This window comes from Bacteroides luti (assembly GCF_900128905.1).
Taxonomy (GTDB): domain Bacteria; phylum Bacteroidota; class Bacteroidia; order Bacteroidales; family Bacteroidaceae; genus Bacteroides; species Bacteroides luti.
The window spans coordinates 209,055-235,213 of sequence record NZ_FQTV01000002.1; the positions used below are offsets into that span (position 1 = coordinate 209,055).

Here is a 26,159-nt window from a genome sequence, read left to right on the forward strand (position 1 = left end):
TTCTTTTAATTTAAAAAGCAAGGCTAAATAATAGAATATTCAAAGAATTTAAATTTTTATTTTTTCTTTTTTAAAGCCCGATATTCTTTATTTTTATCTATTTTTGTTGCTGTAATCATTTTAATTTCAAAATGGACGATTATCATAGTAAGGACTAAAATCTGAACAGAGGCATTTCGTGACTGAATCCCTTTGTTCATAATGAATGGAGGGTAAAGCATGAAAACTTTTCTAAGGGGAGCCTTTGGATTAGAGGTTATTTCAAAATGGGAGCCAAATTGTTGGATTAAAATTGATTGTCCCGATACTGAGGACTATAATTACTTACAAAAAACACTTAACGTTCCGGAATATTTCCTATCGGATATAGCCGATATTGACGAACGTCCGCGTGTAGAAACAGAAGATGAATGGACGTTTATTATCTTACGAATCCCTCATCGTCAGGATGATTCCAAAATGCCTTTTATTACTGTTCCATTAGGTATAATATTTAAAGATAACATCTGTATTTCCATATGTCATTATCAGACTGTGATGCTTAAGGATTTCTTGACGTATTATGAACGTAAGAACCTTGGTTTTACAGATTCGGTAGATCTTATTTTTAAACTATTTCTTTCTTCATCAGTGTGGTATCTAAAATCACTTAAAATTATAAATCAACGGATTGATGTTGTAAAACGAGAGTTGGAACGTTCCATTGAAAATAAGGAATTGCTGGCACTTTTCCATCTGGAAAACTGTCTTACCTATTTTATTACTTCTCTTAAGGGGAATGAAATATTGCTTTCAAAACTGAAATTCAAATTGCCGGTAGACGAGCTCGATGTGGAACTTATTGAAGATGTTGAGATTGAATTGAAACAGGCTCACGAATCGGCCAATATATACAGCAATATACTTAGTGGAATGATGGATGCATACTCTTCAATTATAAGTAATAATGTGAATAGCATCATGCGTATATTGACATCTATCTCTATTATTTTAATGTTTCCAACACTTATATCAAGTATGTTTGGTATGAATATTAAAAATGGTATTGAGAACTCTAACTGGGGTTTTGCTTTTGTAGTAGGATTCTCAGTTGTTGTTTGTGCCGGATTCCTTTGGATCTTTAAGAAAAAACGCTGGATGTAATTAAAAAAAAAGAAAGTTCTATAACAATAGTAATCTGATATTCAATATTATACGTAATTGCATTACCTTTGCAGTGCTAAACTAAAGCTTATGCAATTACGTACATATTACCCCACTGTGGTTCTCTCTGACATTCATTTAGGAACGCCTCATTCTAAGAAAGAGGAGGTGAGTAAATTCCTGAAATCCATAAAATGCGATAAATTGATTCTTAATGGAGACATTATTGATGGGTGGCACTTCAGTAAAGAGGGACTCAGTAACTTGAAACTAAAACATATTCAGTTCTTTAAAGACGTCATGAAAATGATGGATAGTTTTAGTACTGAAGTAATATATATCCGTGGAAACCATGATGATTTTCTGGATAATTTTATTTCGAAGACACTCGATAATATCAAAATAGTAAAGGATTACGTTTACGAAAGTCATGGTAAACGCTATTATGTTACTCACGGAGACGTATTCGACACTGTAACTTCCCGTATGAAATGGTTGGCAAAGCTTGGAGATCTGGGTTATTCGGCTCTTCTTTGGTTAAACGAAAAATACAATGCCCGTAGAATTAAGCATGGCAAACCTTATCATTCTTTTTCAAAGGTTATTAAACGGAAATTTAAGAAAGCTGTTTCTTTTATGTCTGATTTTGAAAATAAACTAGTATCTCTGGCTAGGGTTAATCAATGTAATGGCGTTATTTGTGGTCATATCCATCATCCAGAAAACAGATATTACGAAGATATTCATTATCTGAACTCCGGCGATTGGGTGGAATCTTTGTCTGCTTTGGTTGAAGACGAACACGGAAACTGGAGAGTACACCATTATTATGAAGACTCAAGAGTATAATTGAGCCAGAATAGTTGAATCTGAAAATAGCAAGATTATATTTGAACGCAGGTAATTGAATAATCAGTTGCCTGCGTTCATTTTTTTAGAGCATTTAACTGCTTAAACTTAACAGGATAGTAATATTGCATTCACTCTTCTGTAATATAATAAGATGATATTTGTAGAGCAAAAAATAAAATCTTATGCAATTACGAAACTATTACCCCACAGTAGTCCTATCAGACATTCACTTGGGAACTCCTCACTCCAAAACAGAGGAAGTAACTAAATTCCTTAAATCAATTAATTGTGATAAACTGATTCTTAACGGAGACATTATTGACGGTTGGCATTTACAAAAAGGCGGGCTGAATAAGTGGAAGCCTAAGCATACCGAGTTCTTTAAAGTAATCATGAAAATGATGGAGAACTTTGGCACGGAAGTTATTTATGTAAGAGGAAATCACGATGATTTTCTAGATAATCTGGCCCCACTGACACTCTATAATATTAGTATAGTAAAAGATTATATTTATGAAAGTCACGGCAAACGCTATTATGTTACTCACGGCGATGTTTTCGATACAGTAACCACTCAGATGAAATGGCTGGCTAAGCTGGGAGATATTGGTTATTCCATGCTTCTTTGGTTGAACAAAATCTATAATATTCGCAGAGTGAAACAGGGGAAGCCTTATTACTCACTTTCACAAACAATTAAGCAAAGAGTAAAATCTGCAGTATCTTATATTTCCGATTTTGAAAAAGAGCTGGTTGATCTTGCCCGGATAAAACGATGTAATGGCATTATTTGCGGCCACATTCATCATCCGGAAAATACCTATTATGAAGAGATACATTACCTTAATTCTGGAGACTGGGTGGAAACATTGTCTGCTTTGGTTGAGGATGAAAAAGGAAACTGGAGTGTGCGCTACTATGAAGGAGTGCTGATACAAGAGAATTTGAATGATATAACAGAAGAAATATACATAGCCTCATGAAATTCTTATTTATTGTTCAAGGAGAGGGTAGGGGGCACTTTACCCAAGCAATTACATTAGAAGAAATGTTGCTTAAAAACGGACATGAAGTGGTGGAGGTTTTAGTTGGAAAAAGTACTTCACGCTCACTTCCGGGATTCTTTAATAGAAGTGTTAAAGCGCCGGTTAAGCGATTCTTAAGTCCTAACTTCCTGCCATCTGCACAAAATAAAAGAGCCGATATTGGAAGAAGTGTAGTCTATAACTTGCTTCAGACTCCTGCTTATATTAAAAGTATGATTTATATAAAACAACGCATAGAAGAATCCGGCGCCGACGTGGTTATAAACTTCTACGAACTACTTACGGGACTTACCTACACCTTTCTGCGTCCCCGGATTCCTTATGTGTGCATTGGCCATCAGTATCTTTTTCTGCATCGTGATTTTGAATTCCCTCCCGAACAAAACTTTAGTCTTTTCCTGTTACGTTTATTTACACGACTTACAAGTATAGGAAGCTCTAAGAGATTGGCTCTCTCATTTTACAGATTGAGCGATGATAAAAGAGAAAATGTAACAGTCGTACCTCCATTGTTGCGCAGTGAAGTTTTCTCTCTTCAACCCCAAAAAGGAAGTTATATTCACGGGTATATGGTAAACTCCGGTTATGCGGATTATATTACCGAGTTTAATTCCAACCACCCGGAATTGCAGCTACATTTTTTCTGGGATAAACCCGATGCACCTGACGAGATGAAAGTAACAGATACTCTTTCTTTTCATACATTAAACGATGTCGACTTTCTGAAATATATGAGTGGTTGCAAGGCATATGCAAGTACCGCAGGGTTCGAATCTATTTGTGAAGCAATGTACATAGGCAAACCGGTAATGATGGTTCCCGTACATATAGAGCAGGATTGCAATGCTTATGATGCCGTACGCGCAGGTGCCGGTATTACTTCCGACTCTTTCGATCTTGACGAGCTTATAGAATTCTCAAAGAATTATACTCCCGACCGTTCTTTTGTTTATTGGGTGAATAGTTGTGAAAGAGTACTACTTGAGGAACTTGAAGAGAAAAAAGATAAACATACAATTTTTGCTATTCCGGCACTATCTAATTATTTTTAGCTATGAAACTTAAAAAAGAAGATTATGTTCTTGAGCATACCACTGATGGTGGGTATTACGCTTATCTTACCTGCAATATGCAATGTTGTGCTTATGGAGATACTCCAGATGAAGCATTGGAATATCTTCAGGAAGGTATAAACGAATATGTTAGTGATATGTATCTGGTGGAAGATTATGTATAACTTTACAATTGTGTATCATAAATATAATTCTTACAACCAAATAGGATTTATAAATTTAATCAAAATTTATAAATCCTATTTTTATTTTTTTATCTTTGTTCTAAGTTTAAATATAAAGAACACAAACTAAAATCATAAAATAAGGGACTTAAACTATTTATGTGGGATTTTTATTCAGATACAATTTTTGCTGCAATAATTGTTTGCTTCTTAACAGCTATTTATCTTTTTGCAAGACGGGATGAGGGTGAGCGTTCACGAATCTTTTTATCAGTTATTATCTTTTTTTCAGTATTGAATTACATTCCTCGTTATTGGGATGCTACTCATGGAATGGTTCCAATGTTAGTGGTATCTGTTCCAGTGCTTTTAATAGCCTTATTTATGATCACATCTTATATAATCTATCCCATAGAAGTTGTTTCACCCGGCTGGCTAAATTTTAAGAATATTGTTTTGCTATATACTCCTGTTGTAGCGCTATATGTAATATGGCTAATTACATTGTGGAGTGGAGTTAAGTATACTAATTATAGCTCATTGCAAGAAATGCTCCCCTATATAACGGAATTTAATGTGTGGTTTCGGTTTATATTATGCTTATTGATACTGTGTCCTGTATTCTTCATTTTTTTTGTGCCTTACACTAAAAAATATTGTAATGTAGACAATAGGTGGAAGTGGATATACATGATTATTTTTTCAATAAACACGATTGCCTTTTTATGGATATTATGGGATAGGAGTTTAATTTCCAGCACATTATATTATTATATCAGCGTAGGATGCAGTTTGCTAATAGCTTATAGAGAATTATCAACCCGCTTTATCCGAAATCCGATGTCTGAAAGTCCTTTTCCTGAAATGCCAAGTAAAGTTTTCGAGGAAGCACCATATAATTCGAGCGAAGTTGATACTCCTTATGATGAACTAGAAAATAACAATTCCGAACTTTTTTGTAGGCTGGATGAATATATGAAGAAAAATGCGGCATGGCGAGATCCGGAACTTACTTTAAACAACCTTTCATCAATAATGAATACTAACCGAACCTCTCTTTCACTGGCTATCCAGAAAAGTGAATACGGGAATTACACTACATATATAAACAAATTGCGCTTCGACGATTTTGTATATTGTGTAACATCTAATTGTTCAGGTAATTTTCAGCAGGCTTTTTACGATGCAGGTTTCCGCTCACGTGCTACTGCTTTGCGTAATTTCCGCCAAATAACAGGTATGACGCCTACAGAATATTTTATGAAAATGGGAACTGAAGATTAAAAAAAATCATCTCCCACTTGCTACTAAATATATGTTAATGGGTTGGCTTTTAATTAAATATGTTGGTGAAAGATAAATTTTTATACATTTTATCTTCCACTAATGTTTGGCATCTGCTACTTGATTTACGGTTTTTTAATGTCTTCTTGTTGTAGCGTAGGTGTCATAGCCTTTATTTCTAATTGAATTCTTGCTCTTTGTATATTGTCGTTTACTTTTTCTATTAATTTTTTGTTTCCACTTCTTTTAAGGAAGTTTATTTCGTCTTGATCCATATTTTGCCATATTATTCCAAGACTCTGATCTTCCCTAAGCATTTTACTGGTAATAAAGGTTTTCATCATAGTTAGATTGTATTCCCTGCTTAAAACTTCTCCTAATGCATATCCTTCTCTTAAAGCAGATTCTGCTATATTGTCTCTACGTGCAATTATACCATCGAAATTATTCTTGAAAAATTGGATAATCACTTCTTCTGTTGTTAATGAATTGTCTTTTAGCTGACGAGAACGATAACGGGAAAAGAAGTGTGGCGGATAGACTGTTATCAGCATATCGAATGATCCCATATCTTTTCTATAAACATATACTCCTTCGGGCGTATTTACGGTAAGCAGAATAACACAGGATGCATCATGCGCAAGTTTTTTATCAATAGCATAATACATAATTATCCAACGATTTTGTCGTTTACTAGTATAATAGACAGGATTGAAGATAATAGGAAATTTAGTCGTTTTTAGTATTGCTCTTTTAGCTCTTTTATCATACACTTTTATTAAATGTGGTAAAAGAAGATTGTTCATGTCATAAAAAAACTCTTCTTGCATTTGTTTGTATGTCATGGTATGTGTAAGCATAATATAATGTGGCTGTTTCTGTATATTAAATTAAGTTATGGTTTTCAATAGTTTATCTGAATTTGAAATGTGCATTTTTTGCACATTCCAAAGAACTAATAAAGAATGGAAAAGATTATTGATAGAGTATTTCACTATTCTTCGTCCCGCTTATTTCTTCTGAGCCCGTAGAAAAATCATCTGATTTCTGTGACCACTTGAAATGAGGATTCCCTGGTTTACAAACTCTTTTAAATCCTTCATTGCATTATTCTTTAATAGCCCTGTAAGTTTTGTGTAGTCTGTCCGGGTGATGTAAGTATTCTCATCCAGATATTTATCAAGCAAACTTCTTCGTTCTTCTTCACTAAGCTTTGCCGATGTTTGGAACCCTCTGCTAGAACGTTCCAAATCTCCACGCGTATTTTTCTTAAGCCAGGCAGAAGCGCGAAAGTTTACATTATCAAATTCAACAGAAGCCGCGCGTATTTCATCCTTCTCCATTACCGGGCGAGCTTTTAGTTTGGCCGAAAAATAGCCAATATTTCCAAGTTCCACATTATATCCATTCTTCAGATGAGTTGCCATTTTCTCAGCCAGCGCACTAATTGCGCCCTCAAGATCGGCTACAGTAAAAGTTGTTCCCGAAGAGATATCCTCTAGCAATTCGCGCGAAGTAATTGTTCCTTTCGATACGATGCGTGCGTATAATGGTTGTTTCTTTCCGTCTTTCTTAGGGTTTGGGTTCTCTCTTAAATCATAGGTTGCTGCCATAGTATTTTATTTAGTTAATTATTAGATTTTTACTTCAGAACTAAGTAAGCCTTCGGCCGAGAACCGATAAGCCCTCGGTCGAGAACTTATGGGTCTTTATTCATGAACTCATAGGCACTCTGTCGAGGGCTTACTTATATTCTTTTACAAATATAGTAAAACTATTTCATTTATGCAAATGTGTCTATAGTTGCTTATGATTCATTGCTTTAGATGAATTATATTTCCTGAAAGAAGTTGTAAAGACAATATTTGATACTGATACATGTAAGAATGTAGAATACAATAGCAGATGTAACTGTTTAGTGGTAGATAAACGAGATTTAGTAGCAGATGATTTTGTATCTGCCACTAGTTGAAAGTGCTTACTGTAAGGCTTTTTGTTTGTTTTGGTGGTAGATGTGGGAGATGATTTTGCGAAAATGTTTTTTTTCTAGGTTATTTTGATTTACCTAACCATAAATTCAACCTAGCTTCAATTTCTCTCGAAGGTAATCTGTTGTTTATGCTACTTAGCTCAGCTAGTTTTTTACCGGCAATATGCAATATTCTCCATTATACTAAGCTTAGTGACAATTTCAATTCTTGAATTGGAGCATTAAGTAATACTGATGCTTTTGATAATGAAATTCTTCTTACATCATATCTCATTCTCCAAAACCTTAAATATGATTTTCTACTTTTTTAATCCTAGCAATTCTTGTAAGGCTTCAATTTTTACAGAGAATTTATTTATGCAAGTTAGTTGCTTTTTGGTTAATCCTTTAATATTTAACCCACATTCATAACAGAATTTGGTATCTGCATCATTTTTGTGTCCATTTGGGCATAAATATTTTTCTTCTCTCTTTGAAAATAACCCTTTCACAATTTCAATTTTGCCTTTATCAGGAATATTAGTAATAGCATCAACTAAATCCTGCATCAAGACTATATCCTTATCTGTATAATAATCTTTATCAGATTCTAGTAAATTAATAGCGATATTAATTTTATAATTTCTGATAATATCAATAATACCCTTTGCATCAAATAACTTATTCCGAATGATAAGGTCAGCAACAGCTCTATCATTTGTTCCGTTTAACTTACTATATGCAAGATCTATTTGGAGTTTTTTATTTAGTCTGATATAGTATTGCGGGAAGTTTTTAAAAAGTGATTTTTCTTCTTCTGTCATCATCTCGGCTGATTTTTTACCTGTTAAAAGAAATAAATCAAATAGTTTCTCTGAAATTTCCGGAACATCATATACTGCTAATAAATTCCATTCTTCTTCAGATGGGAATGCACCTTTAGTTATATTACTGGTAAGTATTTTTTTAAGATATTCTTTATTTAGTGCATCAGCAGATATTTGCCCTATAGATTTTATGTTTGTTGCATCAGTCTCAGCTATATCAATTTGGGCTGCTGTACCAATTGCAGAAATCATAAACATTGATTTACTCTTACCTGATATTTCATCAAAGTCAATGTTTAATCCTATTATGCAATTTGCTCCAAGACTTACAGCCTTTTTAGATAATTCATCAATTGCTTCTTTATATATTATTTGAAGTTTGTTTTGATATGTGTTAGAGAATCCTCCAAAAAAATCAGTAAATGATGCTGCAAAGTCAGAAAAAAAATTCGTACCAAGTACTACATTGGTAGATATTATACCCATATATTCTTTAATGTTAGCATTTTCTACTGTGTTAGTAGTAGTTATTAAAATATTTCTGTTCATATATTAGTTTTTAAGATTTCAATTAATACAAACCATTCTTTGTTTATGAGCAAAGTTTTAATAAATTTGACGGTAATCTTCTTTGTTAACAAATATATATGTTTTATTTTAATAGTAAATCATAAGGACTGTTTTTCTGTTACTTCTAAAGTGTGTTTTCTAATCCTTTATTGATTTGTTGGCAGTTATCCACATTTATTGGATAACTGGATACTTGATATTTGTTACATTATTTATTTTGTAAAGTTAGTTGTTTGATTCAATAGATTTTAAGATCCTTCCATCTTCCGTTTTCCATTCAGTCAATCCGTTAGCGCTTCTACCCATAACAATTGCTGCTGCAGAAGAGGGGCTACTAAATAGGTAATCTTTAGTAAATACGTTCTGCTCTATGATCTTATTTTTAATCAAAGTACTTCTTAACTTTTCCCAATTTTGAGGAAATGAGTTTGTAGTAGAGTCTGCAATAGCAGAATCTTTGAACACAACAAAACCGTCAGAAGTACTTTGTCCGGTAGCATTTGCACCTCTTGCTGCTTTTATATAAAATGTATTCTTTTCTTCTTCTTCTTTATTGATACTAGCTTTTCTTAGTGGTTCAAATATTTTAAAACCTAAAGAATTTACCAGAAGCTTAATATTCTCAATAAATTCCTCCATTTCTGATTGGTCTGATTCAGATATACTAGATTTCGTTGGTGAATTTGAATTGGTTAAATTATATCTATCAGTGTCTTTTGCTATTTCATATAATCTGCTTTCTAAGTATTTTACATGAGCTTTATTAAGATTATTATCCATGCTTATAAAAGTAATAGCTTCGTTCCAGAAATCTTTTTGTGCGAGATGGTTTTCCAATCTATTTCTTATACCTTCAGCTTCACCAATATAGGCAAGATCTTTTTCTTCTATATTGTCAGTTCTTCCAAATAAGATGTATACTCAAGTGTTGTCTAGGTCTGGCCTATTTGCTGATTCTTTAATAAGTTTTCTTGGTAACTTTACTCAAACCGAATCATATTCACTAATTGCATAAAATAGTCTGCAGACCAGATATCCATTTCTTGAGGATTCTTTATAAAAGGTTTCACATCAGCCTTTACCATTTCAATGTTAGTATGGGCAATCTTTTCATTGAGTAATGATTTAAAATTGTCTTGCGTCAATTCACCCTCCTTTAGTGAACCAAATTGATCTGTTCGTTCGCAGAGATGTTTGAAGTCCAGTGTAACATTGTTACGGACATACCATTCAAAGTCATACCAGTCACGTCCCTTTACCCGGTTTTTCCAGTTACGGAAAAGAAGTGCGTGCATCTTGCCCGCATACAGATTGGGCAATGTGTAGCAACGAGTCATAAATGAATAGGGTAGAAGTAACAGTTTGGACTCAGTTGAGAAACCCAACGGGGGATTTATATCTACCTCTATTTTAATCTTTATAGCATGTTCTGTTGTAAACTGTAAATTGTATATAGCGGTATCGTCCTTTAGAAAAGCCGATTCAACATTGCTTTCATTTTTCTTTATCTTTCTATTGATTACCACATTTCGCCCCAAAGCTTTGAATTCATTAATGATAGATTCAAAGTAGTTTTCAAGCATAAAACTTTCATCTGATTGCAATAATGAGAAGTCCATATCTTCTGAAAACCGTTGAACTCCGTGAAAGATACGTAAACAAGTGCCACCATAAAATGCTGCTTTATCAAAGAATCCGCCTCGATGTAATCCTGCAAGTGTAACCTGTTGCATTACTTCGTGTAGTGCATTGGTATAGTCGTTATTGGTTTGTATCTCGTAACGAGACATCATTTGATCAAATAGATTCATTGCTTAATAGGTTATATAATAGCATTAATTCGGGTTTCCTTTTGTTGCTGATAGTTGCACATGCTTTGATGATCTCTAGATTTGCATTTTCCAGGGCAGATAAATCAACTCTTAAATCTTCTTCCAAAAAGATCTGCATTGCTTTAACGGATTGTATTCTTATTCCCTTTGTGGAAATAATCATATCGCACAATGCTTTTTCGGGTGTGGCTATAACAAACGCATATTTGTTTTCATAAATCTCTTGTCGCAATCCAATAGAATAATAACTGGGGTTTATCTGTATATAATCAAAATGGCCTAGTGGGGTAGCAAAGTTTTTACTTCGCTTTAAAGATGCTGATTTTACAGTGTAAACTCTCTCGGGGATTATTTTATAAAAGGACAAGGCGCTTTCAAAAGATACATAAGATGGGCCATAAAGATGGTTTGCAATTAGTTCAGTAGATAAAGGTTGCCCATGTACTTTAGGTGTTACTACAAACATTCCTCTCTTTAACCTTACCAGATATCCGGCTTCTTCCATACGCATAACCTTATCCTTGGGTGATTTGTAATCTCCCAAAGTAGAGATCAGTGTACTGAAGTCTATCGGTATGATGCCAAATTGCTTTAGAATATCCATACGAACTTTGTTTTATAGGCTGTAAATATAGTAATTTCTGCATATATAATAGACTTTTTGTCGATTATCTGTGCAAAAATTGCTATAATCTTAGTAACTCATACCAAACTGCCAAAGCGGAATAACATTAGTATAGCCAAACTCAATATCATCCTTTACTACAAAACTATTTTCTATTCCTTGAATCTGCTTCTGCCCTTTGTTTTTGCCCCCAATTTCAAAAGTTATATTATCTATCAGAAAATCGGATATGGGAGATGTTATTACATCGTAGTTTACCTTGGTCTGATTAAAGAAAAAAGTTTCTCTTATATTACCAATATTGGGTGTGTCTTGGGCCAGATTATAAATCAGGTTTGTATTATCTAAATAAATCTTATCAACTTTTCCTAATCCTCGGATACCTCCGGTGCTGTCACGTAGCTGTGCTATAAGTCCGGCTTCTTCAATGTAAAGGCAATAATCAGCAATACTATTGCGACTTGCTCCAAGCATTGTGGCAATACTGCTTATATTTGGTTTAAAAGGTACACTCTTAGAAATGATTGCAAGCAATTGTTTTAGTTTCCGCCCTGTAGATACATTCATATCCGCGTATTGAGGAATATCCGATTCCAATGTTTGATTGATGATTTGCTGAATACGCAAGTCAAATTCATCTTCTTTTGCAAACGGATAATAACCTTTTTTCAAATAGTCTTCGAAGAGAGGGAGTGGATGGTCAACACCAGGTATTTTTACTTTGTGAGTTAAAATATCCTGTAAGGTATATACATCTGCTGTAATGCCATGAAATAGTTGCAGGTATTCTCGAAAAGATAATCCTTGCATCTGGTACATTACAGCCCGACGGCTTAAATCAGATGCACCTTTATTTATATCCAACACGGATGAGCCGGTAAAAACAATCTTTAGTTCGGGGTGATAGTCATAAATAAGTTTCAGTTCTTTTGACCAATCCTTATATTTATGAATTTCGTCAATGAATAGATATTTAATCCCCCTTTTTGTAAGCAGGTCTGCTAAATCAGTTAGCTTACTATCTGCAAAATAAAAATCTTCTGCAGTAACATACAAAGATTGGTCAGGATTCAGATCTTTTTTGATATGTTGCAGCACAAGGGTTGTTTTACCAACACCTCTTGGTCCGGTTAGCCCAATCATTCTGCTATTCCAGTTGATTCTTGAATAGATATAGCGATGGAAATCTGTGTTCAGTTCTCGCAATAACTTGTGGAAGTGTTCGAATAGTTTATCCATGTCTTATAAATTTAGAGAACAAATATATAAATAATTGCACTATGATAGTGCAAAAAACAACAATAATTGCACTATCATAGTGCAATTGGACTAAATAGTATAAAAATAATTAGCTGTTATATAATAATATAGGTTTTAAATCAGAATAAAATCTCTATAAAAACAAAAAAGGAGAAGATTAACTCTTCCCCTTTAATATTGTTGGCTTTTTTAGCGTCCGAAGTCCTTGTGGTTATATAATTCTTTCAGTTTAGTCGGAACAACAAACTCGAAGTTATTTGGATCTTCTTTCTGCATCACACCTTTCAGTGTTGTATAGTAATTGTATACAGCACCATCGGCAGGTTCGAAGGCAGTGTATACCTTAAGCATTTCTTTGCGCCTTTTTCTTTTGCGTATTGTACCGTCAAACCTTCAAAGGCATCCACTTCTACGTTTTCGATGTCGGATACGCAGGCTTTTATAAGGTCCACACGCTCTTCTACTGTCAAAAACCCTTGCTTTGCGCTATTTTTGGATACAGCAATGATTACCTTGTCAAAAATTCCCGCGCCTGTTTTCAGCACGTCTAAATGGCCTTTTGTTATCGGATCAAAACTCCCGGGGTATATAGCAATTTTCATTTTATTTCCTTGTGATTTTAGATATTAAACCTGTTTATAATTATAATACAAAAAGAAATAAAAAAGGAGACCGCTACACAAGTCCAAAATTTATAATTTTGAGACTTTGTAGGGGGCGACGTTTCAAAGGTGAGAACAGGCGGGAAATCACACTTTTCCGCCTGTTTGACACTAGATGTCAGAGACTTTGCACAAGAGCATTTTTGCAAGAAAATGGGCTTGTGCATTAGTCTCTAAAGAAAGATGAGTGGCTTCACCATCCCCCGACAGTGGGTACTTTTCATTACAAATCGTAACAAAGATTGATTTGTCCTGAAAAAACGGTTAAAATGAATAATCAACTAACATCGAGGGGCTTTATATGGACAAGATTAAAAAAATAATTCACGCAAAAAAGGCGGCGTCTCAATCGAATTTTCTCTGATGATTGTCTTCGGGGTCGCAGTTTTAATACTTATTTTGGGGCTTTTCAGCGATAACATCGCTGGAGTCAGCGGAATGAGCGGGATTAACAATATATTCAAAAGGGACAAATTAACCGCATTCGACAGCAAATCACCCGATTACAAGGTCGAAACCGGCAAATACACTCAATCCACAGAAACCGTGACAGCGGCGGGTTCCGAAGGGGTTACTACTGTTGACGACTATATTAAATTGGCAAAAGGCAAACTTGATGCCATTTTGAATAACCCAAGACCTTTGACGCAAGCGCAAATGCAAGATTTGGCAAAATGGTTGACCATATATTCATTGGGAATGCAAAAAAATGGAGTGATGGCTGAAGGCACTTTTTATGGCTTTTTAAAAGCGCACAACTTGACTTCAGCAATGGCAATAATGCCGACCGAGGGACTAACAAAGGTCGGGGACAATCAATTTGATTGGAGTAACCCAAACATGAACTTTAATAATATTGAAGAAGGTTCCCTGTTTAAATCACTCGATTACGTATATAATAGTCTGTTTCCAAAAACAAAGTAACCAACTGAATAAAAGCTTCAACAAAAAAGACTCTGGTTTTATTCCAGAGTCTTTTTTTGTTAATGTTTAATAATTAGTCTTTTAACACCGCTAAAACATTCGTCAATTTTGATTCCCCCAAGCCTGGCAAAATACGCGTTATAGAAGAATTTGAAGAAGCTTTGTATGTACAGTAAAGCTCTTCAGAACCATCATCTTTAACCAATTTTTGGTCTACTGTTTTGTCTGAATTGGCGGTAAGCTTGTACGTTTTATCTCTAACTATAGAGCCATCGCTTTTGAGCCTTGATTTTTCAAGAATCAAACTTTCACCTGAAGACGTTACGTCATACAAAATATTTATTGCAGAACCATCACCTATTGTTTGAGTTCCTTTGTAGCGGGTTTTTGTCGCAGTTGAATTTTCTGCGTCATATTTTACGGATGTTGATGAATATTTGGCATCATCATTGAACGAAAACTCAACCAAGTCACCCTTAACCGCAGGTGTTGATTTTGTATTCAAAGTAACTGGGATAATTCCCAATTTAGTAAGCATTGATACAACTTGTTTTTGTTGAGGAGCTTGCTTAACCGTATCAACCGGTATAACAATAGGTGGAACATCCGGCTCGTCAGAAGGGGAACAGCTGGTCATTAAAGGTCCGCCGACTGCAGCTGCCAAAAGCGCCGCATAAACTGCCTTTGGAATTGTAACCGTTGATGTTTTTGCAGCTTCTTGGCCGCATTCGCTGCAACATTCTTTTCTTCCGAAGCTTGTTGCCTTAACTGAATTTTGAACTCCTATCGCATTAACGTTCATGATGTCTCCTATTCTTTAGTTAGTTAATAATTTACTAATCTTGTAATACATCTATAATAAACCAGCATAAAATCTAATTATTCAAAGAATTCAAGCAAGTAAAGATAAGCCAATATTCCTAACGGAGCAAACACGATTTCAGCAATACGAGCATATCATGCAATATCATGTGGATAAATAGCAAAAAATGCGTTTATTGTGCCATTATTTTTTCTTCAATGCTTCGGCGAAATAATAGCTATATATAGTCCGGTTAGCAATATAGGTTTTAAATCAGAACAGAACCTCCATAAAAACAAAAAAGGAGAAGATCAACTCTTCCCCTTTTATATTGTTGGTTTTTTTGCCAGATAGCTCAATGCTAAGCTAATAAAGCAAAAAACTATTCATTAATCGTCATTTCCTTAATTAAGTGTGAAGCTCCGGCAAACTTATCGATGATGAATAGAGTGTATCGGATATCAACAACTGCTGCACGCTGTGATGAAGGGCGGAAAGCAATGTCGCCTGTCAGTCCTTCATAGTTACGGTCGAATGCTGTACCAATGAGCTCGCCTTTACCATTAAACACCGGACTGCCGGAATTTCCTCCGGTATTGTCTGTATTTACAATAAAGCAGACTGGCATTTCGCCATTCTTCATTGCATAGCGTCCGAAGTCTTTATTGTTATATAACTCTTTCAACTTAGCCGGAACAACAAACTCGAAGTTATTAGGATCTTCTTTCTGCATCACACCTTTCAGTGTTGTATAGTAATTGTATACAGCACCATCTGCAGGTTCGTAAGGCAGCACTTGTCCATAAGTGAGGCGCAAAGTTGAATTTGCATCTGGATAAACGGCTTGTCCTTCAGATTTCTTCATATCCATCATTCCTTTTACCCATGTTTTGTGAGCTGCATCATAAGCCTTATTTATTTCCTTCATTTCCGATGCAGTCTGTTCCAGACCATTAACTACCGAAATGCCATAAAGTACCATCCAGTCTTTCTCTATTTTATAGATACTTGGCTTTTCGATGAACTTGTTGAAGTTCTCTTTAGATCCAAAGATAGAATTGTCGAAACAAGCATCTACGAATGCAGAAGTGTTTCCTTTAAAGCGATCTTTTATGATGCTGAAAATAGAGATTCTTTTTCCTTCAGGAATTAATGCAGCGTATACCTTAAGCATCTCTTTTGATACTTTTCTGTCTACTGCCGGATTATAATCCTTATCGAAATATTTATCAGCAGCTTTTATCAAAGCTTCTTTTTCTGTATTGATCTTCTCTTTATCCTTACTCTTCAGTGCATTAAGAAGTGCTGAGGTAGAAGGCACTTTTGCAAATTCGGTACCTCGTGACAATGCTTCGGTAAGAATTTGCTGGTGATACATGGCATCTCTGCGTTGAGCTACAATTTTACGAATCAGATCGAAGGCTTTCTGGTAAGAATCATCATTGTGAGATTTGCCGAATGCAAGAAGCTTTTCTTGCTGCGCTTTCTTTGTATCGAGTACCTTTAGGCGAACAAGTCCTTCGTTCATGCCGATGGCATTTTTCCAGTAGTTGGCAGAAGAAGCATATTTGCTGGCATACTGTATACGTACGGCAGGATCTTTTTGCATTTCTTCCATCATTACTGTCTGACGAACACCACGTATAGTGTCTCGTGCAAAGTTGGTTGTCTGCATGCGTTCTTCCACTTCGTCGGAAATCATGTAGCGCCAGTTACTTCCCGGAAATCCCATAGTCATAACATAGTCTTTCTCTTTCACGCCACTGATGTTAAGCTTAAAGTACTTCTTAACCTTCAATGGTACGTTATCTTTAGAGTATTCGGCAGATTTTCCATTTTTGTCTGCATAAATACGGAACATAGAGAAATCTCCGGTTTGACGAGGCCACATCCAGTTATCGGTATCGGCACCAAATTTACCAATGGAAGAAGGAGGAGCACCAACCATACGAATGTCTTTATAAACAGTCTTTATAAAGAGGTAATACTTGTTTCCTCCGTAAAAAGCTTTTAGTTCAAGAACGGTAGCAGGAGTAAGCTCAACTTTGTTTTCTTTTGCAAACTTATCGGCTACGGTTTTCAGGTATTTAGGTGAAAGATAGTTCAACCCTTCAGGGTCTTCATCTTTCTTCAGACGATCTTGTACGTAAGAAGTTACATCCAGAATCTGATCAATGAATGTTACAGTCAGATCTTTGCAGGGAAGTTCCTGTTCACGACTCATAGCCCAGAATCCATCAGTAAGATAATCATGTTTCACAGAGCTGTGTTGCTGTATATAACTATATCCGCAGTGATGGTTTGTTAAGATAAGGCCTTCGGATGAAATGATTTCACCAGTACATCCTCCACCAAAGTGAACAACTGCGTCTTTTATACTAATGCCGTTGGGGCTATAAATGGAATCAATAGGAACTTGTAGCCCCAGCTCATACATTGCTACGGCATTTTGTTCTTTCAAATCGGGAAGCATCCACATGCCTTCATGAGCATAACTGCCCATGAAGTACACAAATGCTGTAGCTGCTAATAAAATTTTCTTCATATATCTATTTTATTCTACAATAGTCATTTCGTCAATCAAATGTTTGCTGTTACCTAGTTTATCTACAATAAACAGAATGTAACGGATGTCTACGCAGATGCATCTTTGAAGATCATTGTCGAAGTTGATATCTCCGCTTAATGATTCCCAGTTGCCATCAAATGCTGCACCAATTAACTGACCTTTGCCGTTGATAACCGGACTTCCGGAATTACCTCCGGTGATGTCGTTTGTAGAAAGGAAACAAACTGGCATTTCACCATTCTTTAAAGCATAACGTCCGAAGTCTTTATTGTTATACAATTCTTTAAGCTTTGCAGGAACTACAAACTCTGAATTGTTTGGATCTTCTTTCTCCATGATACCTTTCATGGTAGTGAAGTAGTTATAGTGTACTCCATCTTTTGGATTGTATGATTTTACATTTCCATAAGTTAGACGAATGGTAAAGTTAGCATCAGGGTAGGATGGGGTAGGTTCTTTCATTTCGCCCAATCCACGTACATAAGTCTTGTGTAGCAATGTAAGTGGTTCAGTTACTGTGTTGCGCTCGTCGCTTAATTTACTATTCATTTCGTATTTAGAACGCACGAACTTTGTCATTAAGTCTTTGTCTAAAGCTTTAATAGATGGGCTCTTAACAAAATTGTCGAAGTTTGTTTGGTTGGCAAAAATAGAATTGTCATAACAAGCATCAATAAATTTATTATAGTCACCTTTGAACTCTTTCTCAATTACAGAATAGATTGATGGACGTTGTTCGGCAGGAACCATTTCTGCATATAATGGAAGAAGAGCTTTTGCTACTTTTCTGTCTACTTCATGGTCGTAATCTTTGTTATGGATTTCAGCAAATACTTTCTTCATATCTGTAATAACAGAATCAGCTTTTGCTTTATCCTTATTTTTTAATGCATCTTTTAGTTTGTCGCACAATAAATATGGAGTACCGAATTCGATTCCTCCAATGAATACTTCTCTGAAGCAAGTCCATTGATAATTGATAGCAGATGTTTTAGCAACCGCATCATCAATCTCTTTAACTACATTCATGTAATCCTGATTGCCTTTTGTTTTTGCAAATTCCTGGAATCTTTTTTCCTGAGCTAATTTTGTTTCAATAACTTTATTATCAACAATAGCTTTATTCATTCCGATAGAGTTTTTCCAGTAATTACTTGAACTGGCAAATTTGCTTGCGTACTGGATACGAACTTTGTCGCTTTTAGCCATTTCTGCTCTTAAAACATTCTGGCGAGCTTCCCTCACACGGATTCTTGGAGCATTCAGAGCTTCCATACGTTCTTTTACCTCAGAAGCAGTAAGGTAACGTGAAGTACTTCCTGGGAAACCCATAATCATGGCATAATCTCCCTCTTCAATTCCTTTTAAAGAAATGCTTAAGTGCTTTTTACATTTTAAAGGAACATTTTTTTCGCTGTATTCAGCAGGTTCACCGTTGGCATCAGCATAAATACGGAACATAGAGAAATCTCCGGTATGGCGAGGCCACATCCAGTTGTCTGTCTCTCCACCAAATTTACCAATGGATGAAGGAGGTGCAGCAACCATACGTACATCGCTGTATTTTTTCTTATATAATAAGTAGAACTTATTCCCTGCATAAAATGGAAGAGCCTGAGCACTGATACCAGGTTTGCCTTTCAAATCGCTCTTAGCTAATAGCTCATCTGCTAATTTTGTCAGATAAGGAGTTGTATAGGAATATATTTCTGAGATTTTTCCTTCCTTAACCTGAGCATTAACTATATCTGTAATGTTTTCAATTCTTTCTATGAATGTGAAAGCTAGTCCTGGAGTTGGAATTTCTTCTTTACGATTTTTAGCCCAGAAACCGTTAGTCAGATAGTCATGTTCCACCGAACTGTGTTGTTGGATAGCGCCATAACCACAATGGTGATTAGTAAGAATCAATCCTTCAGAGGAAATAATCTCTCCGGTACATCCACCACCAAAAATACCTACAGCATCTTTAAGTGAAATGCCATTTGGATTGTACACGTCGTCGGCCTCAAGCAATAAGCCTTGCTTTTTCATCATTTCAATAGAATGCTGTTCCTTCATTAACTGAAGTAACCACATGCCTTCGTCGGCTTTTGCAGATACAAATGTAAGTACTAATAGTACGAACAATGAACTTTTTAGTTTATTCATGCAATTTATATTTAGTATTTATATTGAAATACAAAGATATAATTAAATGTTTATTCATTCTTCAAACATTTTTATAACATCTTCAATATAATGAATATTTTATAATTCTTTATGCTTTTTGGGATTACGGTTATAAATTGCTTGCTTAATGGATCTATAGAATTAATTTCATAATAATGAAACAAAATGATTTCAATTATATAATATTATGAAATATAGTTTAGTTTATTGTTTTTGTTCGAAAACTTCGTCTAAATGGAGTAAACGAATCCATTTTTCAGTTAATATTTAGTTTGATTTCCGGAAATTTGTCCGTAAAAGTTTTAAATATTAATAAAATGTTTCTCTGACTAAATTATTGGTGTTACATTTGCCTTGAATTATTAATAACGAATTATATATTCAGGCAAAATATGATCAAATTTTACTCTTCATTACTCCTCATTTTGTTCGCGTTGACTTCTTGCAGCAAAAGCTATAAAATTAAAGGTGTATCTTCTGTGTCTAGTTTAGATGGGAAGATGTTGTTTCTTAAAGTTGCTAAAGAAGGAAAATGGGTCAATGTTGACTCTGCTGAGGTTGTTCATGGAGAGTTTTCAATGAAAGGAAGTGTAGACTCTGTTCAGATGGTATCTCTTTTCATGGATGATGAAAATATTATGCCAATGGTATTGGAAGGTGGAAGTATAGAGATTAATATTTCCAATACAAAGTTGACGGTGAAAGGTACTCCTTTAAATGATAAATTATATGCATTTGTAGAAAAGAAAGCATCTATGGATGCCCGCAGCGAAGAGTTGGGACACAAGGAAGCAAAAATGATTCTCGACGGAGTTGATCCAGCAGAGATTAATGTGATTCTTACAAAAGAAAGTGATCAGCTATCTAATGAAATGAATAGTTATGTAAAATCATTTATTGCTGAGAATTATGAAAATGTTTTAGGTCCTGGAGTCTTTTTGATGATGTGCAGCAATTTTCCTTATCCATTGATGACTCCTGCTATGGAAGATATAGTAAAGAATGCTCCTGATTCTTTTAAAAATAATCCATTGATTAAAGAGTATGTAAGTAAGGCACATGATAATATGCAGTCGATACAAGAACATCAGATGATGCAGCAAAATGAACAGCAAGCTGCTATGATTTCTCAAAAACAGCCTGCTGCAAGTATTGCTCATTAATTTTGATCTGGATTGTAGACCATTCCTTTAAGTTTTTCTGGAAGTGCACTTTCTACAATCTTGTATGATTCATCTAACGTTTCCTGGATATTTTTTAATCCTTTTCCTTTTGGGAGAATTGGTTGATGGATAGTTAGCGTCATATTGTGGCGGTGAATCCACTTTCCGGTGCGAGGCAAAATTTCGAATGATCCTTCAATTGTTAAAGGTACTACTGCAAGTTGTAAATCGTCAGCCAGCTGAAAGGCTCCTTTCTTAAAATAGCCCATATGTCCAGTGAAGCTTCTTGCTCCTTCAGGGAATACAACTACGGATGTACCTTCTGTAAGGCTTTCTTTCGCTTTTTTGATTGTTTCCAAAACTTTCTTTGGACCACTTCGGTCAACGAATATATGACCAGCTTCTTCGCAAGCTCTTCCAACAAAAGGAATTTTTCGTATTCCTTTTTTCATCATCCACTTAAAGTTTCGTCCTAGATAACCATATATAAGGAAAATATCAAATGATCCTTGATGGTTTGCTACAAATACATAAGATGTTTTTCCTTTAAGATTTTCCCGTCCTTTAACTCTTACGCGTATCAATAAAAAGAAGCATATAAGTCGAGACCATATTTTACCCGGATGATACCCCCAAAAATGTGCACTTCCTAACATACATCCCACGGTTGTTACTAATGCGGTAAGTATAGTTAATACTAGTAATAAAGGAAGTGCAATACAAATTTGGTAGATATAATATAAAATCTTCATTAGAATTATTTCAAAACACCTAATTCTTCTCCTACTTTAACAAACGCATTAATACATCTGTCCAGATGAACCTTTTCATGTCCTGCTGAGATCTGAACGCGGATACGTGCCTGATCTTTTGGCACTACAGGATAATAGAAACCTGTTACATAAATACCTTCTTCCAATAATTTGGCTGCATATTGCTGTGACAGTTTTGCGTCGTAAAGCATTACAGCGCAAATAGCACTTTGAGTAGGCTTAATATCAAATCCGGCTTCGATCATTTTAGTACGGAAGTAAGTTACATTGTCAGCCAATTTATCGTGCAGCTCATTACTTTCTTTCAGCATTTTAAATACTTCCAGACTGGCGCCGATAACTGCAGGAGGTATTGAGTTAGAAAATAAATATGGGCGAGAGCGCTGACGAAGCAGATCGATGATTTCTTTACGACCAGTAGTAAACCCTCCAATTGCACCACCAAATGCCTTTCCTAGAGTTCCGGTCATGATGTCAATTCTACCGTAAGTATTAAATTGTTCGTTTACTCCGTGTCCGGTCTTACCAACAACACCTGCAGAGTGGCATTCGTCAACCATAACAAGAGCATCATATTTATCGGCTAAATCACATATTTTATCCATAGGTGCTACATTACCATCCATTGAGAATACACCATCGGTAACAATAATACGGAAACGCTGTTCCTGAGCTTCAATTAAACATCTTTCCAGATCTTCCATATCTGCATTGTCATAACGATAACGTTTTGCCTTGCAAAGTCTTACCCCGTCAATGATTGAAGCATGGTTTAATGAATCCGAAATAATAGCATCCTCTTGTCCCAAAAGAGGTTCAAACACTCCACCATTAGCATCAAAACATGCAGCATAAAGAATTGTGTCTTCTGTTTTGAAATAATCGGAGATTGCAGCTTCCAGTTCTTTATGAATATCTTGTGTACCACAGATAAAACGTACTGAAGACATTCCATAGCCACGTCTGTCCATCATTTCTTTTCCGGCAGCTATTAATCGAGGATTGTTTGATAATCCAAGGTAATTGTTAGCACAAAAGTTCAGCACTTCTTTTCCTTTTACAGTAATAGCAGCTTGTTGTGCACTCTCAATTAATCGCTCTTCTTTGTAAAGCCCTGCTTCTTTAATTTCAGCAATTGTATTGCTGAGGTATTCTTTCATTTTGCTGTACATAATTCGTTTATTATTAGTTAGTTTTATATATCTATGCTTAATGTCTATTGTATTTATACTTGTTTGCTTTACAAAAGTCATTATTATTTTTTGAATAAACAACGTCTTATAAGTATTTATTAAAAAAAAATGTGCTTACTTTGCAGCCTAATTCTAACAAATTTAAATAATTAACACAATGAAAAATATTTTGGTAGTTGGAGCTACCGGGCAGATTGGTTCGGAATTAACTATGGAATTGCGAACGCGTTATGGCAACGATCATGTGGTTGCCGGATATATTCCAACTGCAGCACCTCAAGGAGAATTGCGTGATTCGGGACCATCAGAGGTGGCTGATGTTACAGATCCGAATATGATTTTGGAGATTGTAAAAAAATATAAGATTGACACTATTTACAATCTTGCTGCACTTCTTTCTGTTGTAGCAGAAAGCAAACCAATGCTGGCATGGAATGTCGGTATTAATGGATTACTAAACATACTCGAAATTGCTCGCCAAAACAACTGTTCAGTTTTTACCCCTAGTTCAATCGGTTCTTTTGGTCCATCAACTCCACACATTAAAACTCCTCAGGATACTATTCAACGTCCATGTACTATGTACGGCGTAACAAAAGTGACCACTGAATTACTTAGTGATTATTATTTTAATAAGTATGGGGTTGATACCCGTGCTGTTCGTTTCCCAGGAATAATATCGAATGTAACTCCTCCTGGAGGTGGAACAACTGATTATGCAGTTGATATCTATTATTCTGCCGTAAAAGGTGAGAAATTTATTTGTCCAATAAAAGAAGGAACTTTTATGGATATGATGTATATGCCTGATGCTTTGAATGCTGCAATTTCACTATTGGAAGCTGATCCTTCAAGATTGGTTCACAGAAATGCATTCAATATTGCGTCAATGAGTTTTGCACCAGAAAATATATATGCTGAAATTAAGAAAAATATCCCAAATTTCGAAATGGTCTATGATGTTGATCCATTGAAACAGGCTATTGCTGATAGTTGGCCGGATAGTTTGGATGATACTTGCGCTCGTCAGGAATGGGATTGGAAGCCTCAGTTCAATTTGGAAAGTATGACAACAGATATGATTGAAAAGCTTAAAGCAAGAAATCTCTAATGTGTTCCATTATTAGATAGATTCGAATAATAAAAAAGACTTCTGCTTTTTGCGTAATGCAATCAAGCAGAAGTCTTTTTTTTATATAATTCTTCTATTTTTGTTATTCAGTAGGTGCATTACCTTGTGGTCCTCTACCTTCAGGTCTTGGTCCTCTGTTTTTAGCATTATTTTTTTCGAACTCAACATAAGCTTTGTATTGTTCGTCAGTAAGATTCTTCTTCATTATTTCGTCACGAGCTGCTCTCATTTTATCCATCATTGCTTTCATGTCTTCTCTAGAGAACTCTTTATTCTCTCTGGAAGCTCTCATTTGCGCTCTAAGTTCTTCATTATCTTTTTTGATGTTTGCCACTTGAGCGTCAGTAAGCTTCAATTCTTTAATCAGTCTTTCGCTTGGAAATTCAGGACCTCTTCTTCCTTGTCCTGGTTGAGCTTGCAAAGAACACATACCCATTAAAACCAAGACTAATGTCATAAAAAATTTTGTTTTCATATTACATACATTTTATAAATAAAACAATTACGTAAGTTTTATAATTCCGGTCGAATTTTTAAATTTGACTGAAATGAACAAATAAGGTTTAATTTATGATAGATATTTTTTTAAAAGTAACAGTTGAAATTTTATGCCGTTTAGCATTAATCTTTTTATCTTATTACGTTATTTAATAATAAGGGCAAAAATAATAGTTCTATAAAGCAGAAATGAAATTGTAGAAAAGTAAATTTAAGCCTCTAAGAATAGAATATATTAAAACAGTCTCAGAGAAGACTGAAAGAAAAAGAAAAGGGAATGTTCTAAATAGAACAATCCCTTTTTCTGAGAAATAAATACCTTATTTATTATCAGACTCTGGTGCGTTTTCAAAATTAGGAGCACCTTGTGGAGCTTGATTTCTGTGCATAAATCTGTGTTTTGATCCTCTTGGCCCTTTAAATCCAAATTGCTTTTGATTTTTCTTCATATTCATTTTCTGAAGTCTGTCAATCTGCATTTCAAGATAAGAAATATACTGATCTTTACTCATACTGTTTCTTATCATTTCTTTACGGGCAGCCTTTAGATCTTTAATTGATTGTTTCATCTCTTTTTTTGATTGCATTTCTTTTTCATGAAGCGCCTTCATTTGAGATTTCAGATCAGCATCTCCTTCTTTAAGCTTTGCAACTTGCTTATCTGTGAGATTTAACTCTTTAATCATCTTTTCGTTAGGAAATACACGTTCTTTTTTTACTTCTTGGGCTTTAAGTGAAGAACAGACACTCATTAACACTATAGCTAGCGTCATAAATAATTTTGTTTTCATATCATGTCTTTTTTAATTAAACTAAATATAAGTTCGGCCGGAACTTCTATTTTGTTAGACGCAAAAAGAATGCTAAGGTTTAATCACAAGTCTATCATATGCTAGATGCATATTAGGTGGAAGTTTCTTTTCGACCTCGGTATGTAATCCCATGTGATGACTCATATGGATAAACCAGGTTTGCTTAGCCCCAATTCGTTTAGCATTCTCAATAGCCTGATCTAAAGTTTGATGTGTAAGGTGAGGCTCTATTCTTAAGGCATTCATAATGAGACAATCAAGACCTTTTAGCTTGCTGTATTCTTCCTGAGGCATAGTTAGCATATCAGTGATGTATGCCATATTTTCAATTTTATATCCTAAAATTGGACTCTTTCCGTGGTAGATTCTTAAAGGTAATATCTCAACATCTCCAATATGAAAAGGAGATTCAGTACTAACAGTAGTTATTGAAATCTGAGGAATTCCAGGATATTTATGCTCTGAAAAACAATAAGGCATACGTGTTCTCAATCGTTGAGCGGTATTTTCCTCAGTATAGAGAGGAACCTCTCCAAAGCGGCAAAAAGGACGCAAGTCATCTATACCACCTACATGATCGTAATGCTCATGAGTGATAAGTACGCCATCTAAGCGTCCATAATTGGAGTGTAATAGCATCTGCTCCCTAAAATCAGGACCACAATCTATCAGAATGTTTGTTCCTTTTGTCTTGACTAAGGCAGAAGCTCTGAGTCTATTATCATGTGGATCAGAAGAGGTACATACAGAACAAGTACAGCCAACTTCTGGTATTCCTGTAGATGTGCCGCTTCCTAAAATTGTAATTTCCATT

At 35.1% G+C, this 26,159-nt stretch carries 25 protein-coding genes and 1 pseudogene; 9 read left to right on the forward strand and 17 right to left on the reverse strand.

Going from position 1 to position 26,159, the window contains the following annotated elements; all coding sequences use genetic code 11:
* The first annotated feature begins 219 nt into the window (after nucleotides 1-219).
* From BUC21_RS02620 to BUC21_RS02645, 6 genes are all read left to right on the forward strand, one after another.
* Entirely contained in the window at nucleotides 220-1,143 is a 924-nt protein-coding gene (locus tag BUC21_RS02620; protein WP_073398968.1) for a magnesium transporter CorA family protein, read from the forward strand.
* Between the two features lie 90 nt (nucleotides 1,144-1,233).
* Entirely contained in the window at nucleotides 1,234-1,992 is a 759-nt protein-coding gene (locus tag BUC21_RS02625) for a UDP-2,3-diacylglucosamine diphosphatase (RefSeq protein ID WP_073398969.1), read from the forward strand.
* Between the two features lie 185 nt (nucleotides 1,993-2,177).
* Nucleotides 2,178-2,978, forward strand: coding sequence for a UDP-2,3-diacylglucosamine diphosphatase (locus tag BUC21_RS02630; protein WP_073398970.1), 801 nt, complete (start codon nucleotides 2,178-2,180; stop codon nucleotides 2,976-2,978).
* Nucleotides 2,975-4,093 (forward strand): glycosyltransferase family protein, encoded by a 1,119-nt coding sequence (locus BUC21_RS02635; protein WP_073398971.1) that lies wholly within the window; start codon nucleotides 2,975-2,977, stop codon nucleotides 4,091-4,093. Before BUC21_RS02630 ends, BUC21_RS02635 begins: the two co-directional genes overlap by 4 nt.
* 2 nt (nucleotides 4,094-4,095) lie before the next feature.
* The gene (locus BUC21_RS02640; protein ID WP_073398972.1) at nucleotides 4,096-4,278 is read left to right on the forward strand and encodes a type II toxin-antitoxin system HicB family antitoxin; all 183 of its coding nucleotides are present in this window, start codon (nucleotides 4,096-4,098) and stop codon (nucleotides 4,276-4,278) included.
* A gap of 159 nt (nucleotides 4,279-4,437) precedes the next feature.
* The gene (locus tag BUC21_RS02645; RefSeq protein WP_073398973.1) at nucleotides 4,438-5,562 is read left to right on the forward strand and encodes a helix-turn-helix domain-containing protein; all 1,125 of its coding nucleotides are present in this window, start codon (nucleotides 4,438-4,440) and stop codon (nucleotides 5,560-5,562) included.
* A 125-nt stretch (nucleotides 5,563-5,687) separates the two neighbouring features.
* Here the strand turns inward: BUC21_RS02645 and BUC21_RS02650 are convergent, their stop codons facing one another.
* The 9 genes and pseudogenes from BUC21_RS02650 to coaD form a co-directional block, all read right to left on the reverse strand.
* On the reverse strand, nucleotides 5,688-6,422 hold the full coding sequence (locus BUC21_RS02650) for a hypothetical protein (protein ID WP_073398974.1): 735 nt from the start codon (nucleotides 6,420-6,422) through the stop codon (nucleotides 5,688-5,690).
* Between the two features lie 150 nt (nucleotides 6,423-6,572).
* Nucleotides 6,573-7,175 carry an HU family DNA-binding protein gene (locus BUC21_RS02655; protein ID WP_073398975.1) on the reverse strand — a complete coding sequence of 201 codons (603 nt, stop codon included), beginning with the start codon at nucleotides 7,173-7,175 and terminating at the stop codon, nucleotides 6,573-6,575.
* 676 nt (nucleotides 7,176-7,851) lie between these two features.
* Nucleotides 7,852-8,907 carry a YbjQ family protein gene (locus BUC21_RS02660; protein ID WP_073398976.1) on the reverse strand — a complete coding sequence of 352 codons (1,056 nt, stop codon included), beginning with the start codon at nucleotides 8,905-8,907 and terminating at the stop codon, nucleotides 7,852-7,854.
* Nucleotides 8,908-9,153: 246 nt separating this feature from the next.
* Nucleotides 9,154-9,708 carry a DUF4357 domain-containing protein gene (locus BUC21_RS02665; RefSeq protein ID WP_073398977.1) on the reverse strand — a complete coding sequence of 185 codons (555 nt, stop codon included), beginning with the start codon at nucleotides 9,706-9,708 and terminating at the stop codon, nucleotides 9,154-9,156.
* A 200-nt stretch (nucleotides 9,709-9,908) separates the two neighbouring features.
* Nucleotides 9,909-10,739: a nucleotidyl transferase AbiEii/AbiGii toxin family protein gene (locus BUC21_RS02670; RefSeq protein WP_073398978.1), complete on the reverse strand. Its 831-nt coding sequence runs from the start codon at nucleotides 10,737-10,739 to the stop codon at nucleotides 9,909-9,911.
* Nucleotides 10,726-11,364: a type IV toxin-antitoxin system AbiEi family antitoxin domain-containing protein gene (locus BUC21_RS02675; protein WP_073398979.1), complete on the reverse strand. Its 639-nt coding sequence runs from the start codon at nucleotides 11,362-11,364 to the stop codon at nucleotides 10,726-10,728. Before BUC21_RS02675 ends, BUC21_RS02670 begins: the two co-directional genes overlap by 14 nt.
* A gap of 90 nt (nucleotides 11,365-11,454) precedes the next feature.
* Nucleotides 11,455-12,624 carry an ATP-binding protein gene (locus BUC21_RS02680; RefSeq protein ID WP_073398980.1) on the reverse strand — a complete coding sequence of 390 codons (1,170 nt, stop codon included), beginning with the start codon at nucleotides 12,622-12,624 and terminating at the stop codon, nucleotides 11,455-11,457.
* 213 nt (nucleotides 12,625-12,837) lie between these two features.
* Nucleotides 12,838-12,975, reverse strand: a pseudogene (locus tag BUC21_RS16275) (S46 family peptidase); the annotation flags it as partial.
* Nucleotides 12,930-13,247 carry a pantetheine-phosphate adenylyltransferase gene (coaD, locus tag BUC21_RS16750; protein WP_073398981.1) on the reverse strand — a complete coding sequence of 106 codons (318 nt, stop codon included), beginning with the start codon at nucleotides 13,245-13,247 and terminating at the stop codon, nucleotides 12,930-12,932. The gene coaD and the pseudogene BUC21_RS16275, both read right to left, overlap by 46 nt.
* A gap of 423 nt (nucleotides 13,248-13,670) precedes the next feature.
* Between coaD and BUC21_RS02695 the strand changes: the two genes are divergently transcribed.
* Nucleotides 13,671-14,231 carry a hypothetical protein gene (locus tag BUC21_RS02695; protein ID WP_073398982.1) on the forward strand — a complete coding sequence of 187 codons (561 nt, stop codon included), beginning with the start codon at nucleotides 13,671-13,673 and terminating at the stop codon, nucleotides 14,229-14,231.
* 73 nt (nucleotides 14,232-14,304) lie between these two features.
* Here the strand turns inward: BUC21_RS02695 and BUC21_RS02700 are convergent, their stop codons facing one another.
* The 3 genes from BUC21_RS02700 to BUC21_RS02710 form a co-directional block, all read right to left on the reverse strand.
* Complete coding sequence (locus BUC21_RS02700) at nucleotides 14,305-15,033, reverse strand: hypothetical protein (protein WP_073398983.1); 729 nt, start codon at nucleotides 15,031-15,033, stop codon at nucleotides 14,305-14,307.
* A 382-nt stretch (nucleotides 15,034-15,415) separates the two neighbouring features.
* Nucleotides 15,416-17,578, reverse strand: a complete 2,163-nt coding sequence (locus tag BUC21_RS02705; protein ID WP_073398984.1) for a S46 family peptidase — start codon at nucleotides 17,576-17,578, stop codon at nucleotides 15,416-15,418.
* Nucleotides 17,579-17,587: 9 nt separating this feature from the next.
* Nucleotides 17,588-19,753 carry a S46 family peptidase gene (locus tag BUC21_RS02710; protein WP_073398985.1) on the reverse strand — a complete coding sequence of 722 codons (2,166 nt, stop codon included), beginning with the start codon at nucleotides 19,751-19,753 and terminating at the stop codon, nucleotides 17,588-17,590.
* Between the two features lie 413 nt (nucleotides 19,754-20,166).
* On the opposite strand from BUC21_RS02710, the gene BUC21_RS02715 reads away from it, so the two are divergent.
* Nucleotides 20,167-20,937: a DUF4369 domain-containing protein gene (locus BUC21_RS02715; protein WP_073398986.1), complete on the forward strand. Its 771-nt coding sequence runs from the start codon at nucleotides 20,167-20,169 to the stop codon at nucleotides 20,935-20,937.
* Here BUC21_RS02715 and BUC21_RS02720 read toward each other — a convergent pair.
* On the reverse strand, nucleotides 20,934-21,689 hold the full coding sequence (locus BUC21_RS02720) for a lysophospholipid acyltransferase family protein (protein ID WP_073398987.1): 756 nt from the start codon (nucleotides 21,687-21,689) through the stop codon (nucleotides 20,934-20,936). The two genes, BUC21_RS02715 and BUC21_RS02720, sit on opposite strands and share 4 nt — an antisense overlap.
* A 5-nt stretch (nucleotides 21,690-21,694) precedes the next feature.
* The gene (gene kbl / locus BUC21_RS02725; RefSeq protein WP_073399195.1) at nucleotides 21,695-22,882 is read right to left on the reverse strand and encodes a glycine C-acetyltransferase; all 1,188 of its coding nucleotides are present in this window, start codon (nucleotides 22,880-22,882) and stop codon (nucleotides 21,695-21,697) included.
* Nucleotides 22,883-23,060: 178 nt separating this feature from the next.
* On the opposite strand from kbl, the gene BUC21_RS02730 reads away from it, so the two are divergent.
* A complete protein-coding gene (locus tag BUC21_RS02730; RefSeq protein ID WP_073398988.1) occupies nucleotides 23,061-24,014 on the forward strand; it encodes an NAD-dependent epimerase/dehydratase family protein in 954 nt (317 codons plus the stop codon).
* A gap of 103 nt (nucleotides 24,015-24,117) precedes the next feature.
* On the opposite strand, the gene BUC21_RS02735 is transcribed toward BUC21_RS02730, so the two are convergent.
* The 3 genes from BUC21_RS02735 to BUC21_RS02745 form a co-directional block, all read right to left on the reverse strand.
* Nucleotides 24,118-24,510, reverse strand: a complete 393-nt coding sequence (locus BUC21_RS02735; protein WP_073398989.1) for a Spy/CpxP family protein refolding chaperone — start codon at nucleotides 24,508-24,510, stop codon at nucleotides 24,118-24,120.
* A 343-nt stretch (nucleotides 24,511-24,853) separates the two neighbouring features.
* Nucleotides 24,854-25,324 (reverse strand): serine--tRNA ligase, encoded by a 471-nt coding sequence (locus tag BUC21_RS02740; RefSeq protein ID WP_139261209.1) that lies wholly within the window; start codon nucleotides 25,322-25,324, stop codon nucleotides 24,854-24,856.
* Between the two features lie 72 nt (nucleotides 25,325-25,396).
* The gene (locus tag BUC21_RS02745; protein ID WP_073398991.1) at nucleotides 25,397-26,158 is read right to left on the reverse strand and encodes an MBL fold metallo-hydrolase; all 762 of its coding nucleotides are present in this window, start codon (nucleotides 26,156-26,158) and stop codon (nucleotides 25,397-25,399) included.
* Nucleotide 26,159: the final 1 nt, after the last annotated feature.

What these genes read in the sequence shown, in the direction of transcription:
- BUC21_RS02620 (WP_073398968.1), top strand. Translation starts at nt 220, where the DNA reads ATGAAAACTTTTCTAAGGGGAGCCTTTGGATTAGAGGTTATTTCAAAA.
- BUC21_RS02625 (WP_073398969.1), top strand. Translation starts at nt 1,234, where the DNA reads ATGCAATTACGTACATATTACCCCACTGTGGTTCTCTCTGACATTCAT.
- BUC21_RS02630 (WP_073398970.1), top strand. Translation starts at nt 2,178, where the DNA reads ATGCAATTACGAAACTATTACCCCACAGTAGTCCTATCAGACATTCAC.
- BUC21_RS02635 (WP_073398971.1), top strand. Translation starts at nt 2,975, where the DNA reads ATGAAATTCTTATTTATTGTTCAAGGAGAGGGTAGGGGGCACTTTACC.
- BUC21_RS02640 (WP_073398972.1), top strand. Translation starts at nt 4,096, where the DNA reads ATGAAACTTAAAAAAGAAGATTATGTTCTTGAGCATACCACTGATGGT.
- BUC21_RS02645 (WP_073398973.1), top strand. Translation starts at nt 4,438, where the DNA reads ATGTGGGATTTTTATTCAGATACAATTTTTGCTGCAATAATTGTTTGC.
- BUC21_RS02650 (WP_073398974.1), bottom strand. Translation starts at nt 6,422, where the DNA reads ATGCTTACACATACCATGACATACAAACAAATGCAAGAAGAGTTTTTT.
- BUC21_RS02655 (WP_073398975.1), bottom strand. Translation starts at nt 7,175, where the DNA reads ATGGCAGCAACCTATGATTTAAGAGAGAACCCAAACCCTAAGAAAGAC.
- BUC21_RS02660 (WP_073398976.1), bottom strand. Translation starts at nt 8,907, where the DNA reads ATGAACAGAAATATTTTAATAACTACTACTAACACAGTAGAAAATGCT.
- BUC21_RS02665 (WP_073398977.1), bottom strand. Translation starts at nt 9,708, where the DNA reads ATGGATAATAATCTTAATAAAGCTCATGTAAAATACTTAGAAAGCAGA.
- BUC21_RS02670 (WP_073398978.1), bottom strand. Translation starts at nt 10,739, where the DNA reads ATGAATCTATTTGATCAAATGATGTCTCGTTACGAGATACAAACCAAT.
- BUC21_RS02675 (WP_073398979.1), bottom strand. Translation starts at nt 11,364, where the DNA reads ATGGATATTCTAAAGCAATTTGGCATCATACCGATAGACTTCAGTACA.
- BUC21_RS02680 (WP_073398980.1), bottom strand. Translation starts at nt 12,624, where the DNA reads ATGGATAAACTATTCGAACACTTCCACAAGTTATTGCGAGAACTGAAC.
- coaD (WP_073398981.1), bottom strand. Translation starts at nt 13,247, where the DNA reads ATGAAAATTGCTATATACCCCGGGAGTTTTGATCCGATAACAAAAGGC.
- BUC21_RS02695 (WP_073398982.1), top strand. Translation starts at nt 13,671, where the DNA reads ATGATTGTCTTCGGGGTCGCAGTTTTAATACTTATTTTGGGGCTTTTC.
- BUC21_RS02700 (WP_073398983.1), bottom strand. Translation starts at nt 15,033, where the DNA reads ATGAACGTTAATGCGATAGGAGTTCAAAATTCAGTTAAGGCAACAAGC.
- BUC21_RS02705 (WP_073398984.1), bottom strand. Translation starts at nt 17,578, where the DNA reads ATGAAGAAAATTTTATTAGCAGCTACAGCATTTGTGTACTTCATGGGC.
- BUC21_RS02710 (WP_073398985.1), bottom strand. Translation starts at nt 19,753, where the DNA reads ATGAATAAACTAAAAAGTTCATTGTTCGTACTATTAGTACTTACATTT.
- BUC21_RS02715 (WP_073398986.1), top strand. Translation starts at nt 20,167, where the DNA reads ATGATCAAATTTTACTCTTCATTACTCCTCATTTTGTTCGCGTTGACT.
- BUC21_RS02720 (WP_073398987.1), bottom strand. Translation starts at nt 21,689, where the DNA reads ATGAAGATTTTATATTATATCTACCAAATTTGTATTGCACTTCCTTTA.
- kbl (WP_073399195.1), bottom strand. Translation starts at nt 22,882, where the DNA reads ATGTACAGCAAAATGAAAGAATACCTCAGCAATACAATTGCTGAAATT.
- BUC21_RS02730 (WP_073398988.1), top strand. Translation starts at nt 23,061, where the DNA reads ATGAAAAATATTTTGGTAGTTGGAGCTACCGGGCAGATTGGTTCGGAA.
- BUC21_RS02735 (WP_073398989.1), bottom strand. Translation starts at nt 24,510, where the DNA reads ATGAAAACAAAATTTTTTATGACATTAGTCTTGGTTTTAATGGGTATG.
- BUC21_RS02740 (WP_139261209.1), bottom strand. Translation starts at nt 25,324, where the DNA reads ATGAAAACAAAATTATTTATGACGCTAGCTATAGTGTTAATGAGTGTC.
- BUC21_RS02745 (WP_073398991.1), bottom strand. Translation starts at nt 26,158, where the DNA reads ATGGAAATTACAATTTTAGGAAGCGGCACATCTACAGGAATACCAGAA.